Below are 1,624 nucleotides of genomic sequence, written 5' to 3'. Positions count from 1 at the left end.
TGGGAGTCGGGTTCGCAGTGCGACGGGGCCAAGTACAGCCTCTCCGACCTGCCCGCCGTCGCCTCCAACCAGGACGACGTCGAGATCAAGTCGGCGACGACCTGGACCACGGCCATCGTGGGGGTCCGCCAGATCACCACGAGCTCGGACGGCGCCAACCGCGTTGCCCTGTTCCAGCAGCCGGGTGCGGCCATCGCCCAGGGACCGCCGAACGGCAGGTTCAACGCCGGCAGCGGCAGCCACACCTTCATGAACGCGTACGAATTCCTGGACCAGCCGGGCGAGTTCTACTTCGACAAGACGAATCACGCGCTGTACTACTACAAGTCCAGCTCCGAGGACATGACCACGGCGAAGGTCTTCGCGCCGAACAACGTGTCCACGCTCCTCAAGATCGCCGGCACGTCGAGGACCGACCACGCGCGGAACATCACGTTCTCCGGGCTCACGGTCGAGCACTCCGACTGGAACCTGGTCAACGTCGCGGGCTCCGTCTTCCGGCAGGGCCAGCAGGGCAACGCCGGCTCAACCGTGTACGCGAGGCAGAACTTCCACGCCTACACCTACCGCAACGTCGACCTGCCGCCGGGGATCATCCAGATCGAGAACGCCGACGGGATCGTCCTGCAGCGCAACACGGTGCAGCACACCGGCGCCGACGGGATCAACATGGTCAACGACGTGACGGACTCACAGTTGACCGGCAACTACGTCAACGACATAGCCGGATCCGCCATCACCGTGGGACACCCCCAGCACGTGTACATCGGGGACTACACCTCGACCAACCACGAGAAGTACCCGGTGAACGTCGAGGGCGTCTGCAAGAACATCACCGTCACGGACAACTACCTCTACGACAGCGCGGTCCTGTTCCAGGGGTCGAGCCCCGTGTCGGCGTACTTCGTGGACTCCCTGTCCGTGCAGCACAACCGGATCGAGAAGTCCCCGTGGGCAGGCATCACCCTCGGCTGGGGATGGTGGAACTTCGACGGTTCGACGAACTCCATCAATCCCGGGAACCCGACGACCACGGCAAAGGACAACAGCGTCAAGTACAACGAACTCATCGACACCATGCAGGTGCTCGGTGACTCCGCTCCCATCTACACGCTGGGCAACCAGCCGGGCACCGAGATCAGCAACAACTACCTCCAGGGTGTGCCGGCCGGCCACAAGTACGGAATCCACCCCGATGAAGGCTCCGCCAACATCAACGAACACGACAACGTCCTCGACGTGGACCCGAACGTCGCGTACGCCATCAACTCCGGCACCTGGGGCAAGCAGCACGACCTGACCATCATCAACACCTACGGCCCCGTCAACAAGATCGCCAACAAGGGTGTCCCGAACAGCACCATCCAGGACGTGCGCGTGTACGCGGACCGCGTATGGCCGTCGCAGGCGTACAGCATCGCCGTGAACGCGGGCCTGGAAGACCTCTACAAGGACATCGTCCCGTCCAGCAACGTGGCGCTTCAGGACTACGCGCTGCCCGCCAGCACGTTCACCGGCAAGGGTGTGATGACCATTCCGGTGCGAAGCCCCGGAGACGGGACCAAGACCCTGTGGCTGGCTCCCTCCGGTACGAGGACGTTCGCCGCCGGTCCCACCATGTCCA

1 protein-coding gene is annotated in these 1,624 nt (G+C 63.9%); it reads left to right on the top strand.

The genetic code is table 11. The features are described from left to right. Positions 1-1,624: right-handed parallel beta-helix repeat-containing protein (locus ACIBTS_RS49350; RefSeq protein WP_399328557.1), on the top strand; the 1,624-nt coding region annotated here is incomplete at both ends.

It is taken from the genome of Streptomyces sp. NPDC050121 (genome assembly GCF_044460385.1).
GTDB lineage: Bacteria > Actinomycetota > Actinomycetes > Streptomycetales > Streptomycetaceae > Streptomyces > Streptomyces soliscabiei.
Note: the sequence above shows the minus strand (reverse complement) of the source record. Positions and strands in the feature narration are given on the sequence as shown.